Below are 3,809 nucleotides of genomic sequence, written 5' to 3' on the forward strand. Positions count from 1 at the left end.
CTTCGGTCACCATGGCCGCGACCGCCCGCCATCCCGATCTTGCCGCCGTTGCACCGGCCGCGCGCGCTGTCGGCGGCCCGGCGATCCGCAACATGGCGACCGTCGGCGGCAATCTGTTCGCCCCTGCCCCTTACGGCGATTTCGCCGTGGCGCTGCTGGCGCTCGATGCAACCGTCACTGCCGGGACCGGCGAGACGCCGATCGAAGCCTTTCTGGCCGGCCGCGACGACAGCCGCGCCATCGTCACGGCTGTCGGCTTCTCCCTGCCCAAGGCGGATAGCTTCCGCTTCCTCAAGGTCTCGCGCGTGAAGCCGAAAGGCATCTCGGTGCTGAGCATCGCGGCACTCCTGCAGCGCGCCGCCGACGGCACGGTGACGTCCGCCCGCATCGCGCTTGGCTGCATGGCTGATCGGCCGATGCGGGCCAAGACCGCGGAGAAGGCGTTGCTTGGCTGCAAGCTCACGTCCGAGGAGATCGCGCCGGCGCTTGCCGCTGTTGGCGAAGGAATTGCACCGATCACCGACCCGATCGCCAGCGCCTGGTATCGAGCCGAGGTGCTGCCGGTCCATCTCGGGCGCCTGCTGCTGAGTTAAACATTCGTGGGGGACGCGCGTCTGTCCGGTCATTCGGGCAGGCGCGCAGGGAGGAAGAATGGCAAAGGTCCCGGTTCAGTTCACGCTCAACGGCTCCGAAAAAGCCGAATTCATCGAGAGCGGCACGACGCTGCTCCACGCGCTCAGGGACAAGATCGGCGATACCTCGCCTAAGGGCGGCTGCCACCAGGGCACCTGCGGCGCCTGCTCGGTCATCATCGACGGCGAACTGAAACTCTCCTGTCTGACGCTGGCCGAGACCTGCAACGGCGCCGACATCAGGCCCACCGCCGGTCTCGCCGAAGCTGGTGTCCTGCATCCGCTGCAGCGCGCCTTCCTCGATGCCTTCGCCACCCAATGCGGCTTTTGCACGCCGGGTGTGATCATGGCCGCCAAGGTGCTGCTCGACCGCACGCCGAACCCCAGCCGCGAGGACGTCGTCGAGGCGCTGTCCGGCAACATCTGCCGCTGCACCGGCTACGAGCCGATCATCCAGGCGGTGCTCGCCGCCGCGCGCGCCAACTCGCAGAACGCCGCCTGAGGGGACCAGACATGGAGCTGCGCAAGGATTATTTCGCCGATGTCCGCAAGGACGGCCTCAACGAGATCGGCCAGCCGCGTCCTCGACTGGACTCGCCAGGGCATGTCACCGGCAAGACCGCCTATTTCTCCGACCGCAATTTTCCCGGCATGCTGCATCTGAAGATGGTGCGCAGCCCGCATCACCATGCCCGCATCCGCTCGATCGACACGTCGGAGGCGGAAAAGCATCCGGGCGTGGTGAGGGTGCTGACAGCCAAGGACGTGCCACACAACGTCTACACCATCCTGATCCTGATCCAGATCGGCCCCGAGGACGAAACCGTGCTTGCCGACGGCAAGGTGCGCTGGAAGGGCGAAGCGGTAGTGGCGGTGCTGGCCGAGACCGAGCGCGCGGCGCAGGAAGCCGCCGCCAAGGTCAAGGTCGATTACGAGGTGCTGCCGGCCGTCTTCGACATGGAGGAAGCGCTGAAGCCCGGCGCGCCGATCGTCAACGAATATCACGGCCAGAACTATTACCTCTATGACAGCGGCGAGTGCCGCAAGGTGCGCTTCGGCGATGTCGAGGCAGGTTTTGCCGAGGCCGATCACATCCTCGAGCAGACCTACCAGTCCTCGCCGATCGAGCACGCGCCGACCGAGACCACCGGCTGCGTTGTGGCGCCCGAGGGCAATGACCGCTTCACCTGCTACACCAACACGCAGGCGATGTTCTTCACCCTCGACAACGCCTCGATCATCCTGCAGATGCCGGGCTCGAAGCTGCACTTCGTCGGCGGCACCGTCGGCGGCGGCTTCGGCGGCAAGGTCGACGTCATCGTCGAGCCGATCGCCATCCTCGGGGCCAAGCTAACAGGACGCCCGGTCTGTTTTATCTACAGCCGCGAGGAAGAGATGCAGATCTCCTCGCCCCGCGCGGCCGAGAAGGTCGTCATCAAGGACGGCGTGATGAAGGACGGCCGCATCGTCGCGCGCAAGGTGACCGGCTATACCGATGCCGGCGCCTATTCGCGCCATTCGCCCTATGGCGCGCAGAAGGGCGCCGCGCACTATCCCGGGCCCTACACGATCCCGAATGTCTGGATCGACACCTACTGCGTCTACACCAACCGCACCCCTTCCTCAGCCATGCGCGGCTTCGGCGTCACCATCGGCGACTTCGCGCTGGAGGTGCAGATGGACAAGCTGGCGCGGCTGATCGGCATGGACCCGCTCGAATTCCGCTTCATCAACGCCTATCGCGACGGCGACATGAAGGCACATCGCCAGCCGACAGAGGGCGCGGCGCTGATCGAGTGCATGCAGGAAGCCTCGCGCGCCGCCAACTGGCCGGTGGCGGAGAAGTTCATGGCGATGTCCTCCTACAGGAAGGGAGCTTGAGATGGCGATACGGCGCGGACGCGGCGTCGCCGCGATCAACTATCCGACCGGCATGAATCTCGGCGGCGACCCGACCCAGGCGCTGGTGCATTCGACGCCGACCGGCAATTTCATGGTGACGCTCTCCAGCGTCGATCTCGGCCAGGGCATGAAGCAGATCATGGCGCAGATCTGCGCCGAGACCATCGGCGTGCCGACCGACCGCGTCGTCATCGACACCGCCGACACCGACACCGGCCCGCACTGCATGGGCACCTTCGCCTCGCGCGGCACGCACCGCGCCGGCAACGCCGTCATCCAGGCGGCCAGGGAAGCCCGACAGGTTATGCTGGAAGTGGCGGCCGAGGAGCTGGAGGTGAATGCCTCCGACCTGGAGACCGATGGCCAGGGCAACATACTGGTGAAAGGTGCGCCGCAGCGATCGATCTCGATCTTCGATGTCGCGCTTTCCGCGCATTTCAAGCGCGGCCGCTCGATCTCCGGGCGCGGCATGTTCTTGATCCCGCGCTCCTATCCGGAAAAGGAGACCGGCGCGATGAAGCCCTCGACCTGCTACGCCCATGCCTGCACGGTGGCGGAGGTCGAGGTCGACGACGAGACCGGCGAGGTGACGGTGCTCACCGTGAAGAACGTCTTCGAGATCGGCCGTGCGCTTAATCCGAAGATGGTCGAGCAGCAGCTTGTCGGCGGCTCCTGGATGGGCATCAGCCACGCGCTCTATGAGACGACCGAGCCCTATTATCCGAGCCGGGACCATGGCGGCACCGACTTCAACCAGTACCTGATGCCGGGACCTGGCGATCTCGCCGAGACCGAGATCATCGTGCTGGAGCGCCCTTCCGCCGACGGCCCGTTCGGCGCCAAGGGTCCGGGCGAGATGTGCGCCAATCCGCAGATCCCGGCCGTCGCCAACGCCGTCTTCGACGCCGTCGGGGTTCGCGTCGATACCTTGCCGATCACGCCCGAACGCATCCTGCGCGCGCTGAAGGCGCAGGCCGCAGGCTGAGCGGAAGATGACCCGCGCCGATGCAATTGAGGTGGCGGCTTCGCCGGAGGCCGTGGCCACGCGCCTCGCCGCTTCACGCTATCTGGCCGACGACGGCCTCGCAACCGCGATCTTCCTGGCGATCCGCTTGGGCAAGCCGCTGCTGCTCGAAGGCGCGCCGGGCGTCGGCAAGACCGAAGCGGCGAAGGCGGTTGCGGAACTGCTCGGCCGCGAGCTGGTGCGTCTGCAATGCTATGAAGGCATCGACGCCGCGCATGCGCTCTACGAATGGAACTACCAGCGCCAGTTGC

The 3,809-nt window shown here is 66.3% G+C and carries 5 protein-coding genes; all 5 read left to right on the forward strand.

Going from position 1 to position 3,809, the window contains the following annotated elements; genetic code table 11:
- Nucleotides 1–593, forward strand: a 593-nt coding sequence (locus tag EOA29_RS28505) for an FAD binding domain-containing protein (RefSeq protein WP_127221921.1), incomplete at its 5' end; no start/stop codon positions are given.
- A 58-nt stretch (nucleotides 594–651) separates the two neighbouring features.
- The gene (locus EOA29_RS28510) at nucleotides 652–1,134 is read left to right on the forward strand and encodes a (2Fe-2S)-binding protein (RefSeq protein ID WP_127221922.1); all 483 of its coding nucleotides are present in this window, start codon (nucleotides 652–654) and stop codon (nucleotides 1,132–1,134) included.
- An 11-nt stretch (nucleotides 1,135–1,145) separates the two neighbouring features.
- Nucleotides 1,146–2,513, forward strand: a complete 1,368-nt coding sequence (locus EOA29_RS43890; protein WP_126092982.1) for a xanthine dehydrogenase family protein molybdopterin-binding subunit — start codon at nucleotides 1,146–1,148, stop codon at nucleotides 2,511–2,513.
- Between the two features lies 1 nt (nucleotide 2,514).
- On the forward strand, nucleotides 2,515–3,519 hold the full coding sequence (locus EOA29_RS43895; RefSeq protein ID WP_126092981.1) for a molybdopterin cofactor-binding domain-containing protein: 1,005 nt from the start codon (nucleotides 2,515–2,517) through the stop codon (nucleotides 3,517–3,519).
- A gap of 7 nt (nucleotides 3,520–3,526) precedes the next feature.
- Nucleotides 3,527–3,809 (forward strand): MoxR family ATPase (locus EOA29_RS28525; protein ID WP_127221923.1); only part of this gene is annotated, 283 nt, incomplete at its 3' end.

Source organism: Mesorhizobium sp. M1E.F.Ca.ET.063.01.1.1 (assembly GCF_003998155.1).
Lineage (GTDB): Bacteria > Pseudomonadota > Alphaproteobacteria > Rhizobiales > Rhizobiaceae > Mesorhizobium.

Excerpts from the sequence above, each read along its gene's own strand:
- EOA29_RS28510 (WP_127221922.1), top strand. The coding sequence starts at position 652 with ATGGCAAAGGTCCCGGTTCAGTTCACGCTCAACGGCTCCGAAAAAGCC.
- EOA29_RS43890 (WP_126092982.1), top strand. The coding sequence starts at position 1,146 with ATGGAGCTGCGCAAGGATTATTTCGCCGATGTCCGCAAGGACGGCCTC.
- EOA29_RS43895 (WP_126092981.1), top strand. The coding sequence starts at position 2,515 with ATGGCGATACGGCGCGGACGCGGCGTCGCCGCGATCAACTATCCGACC.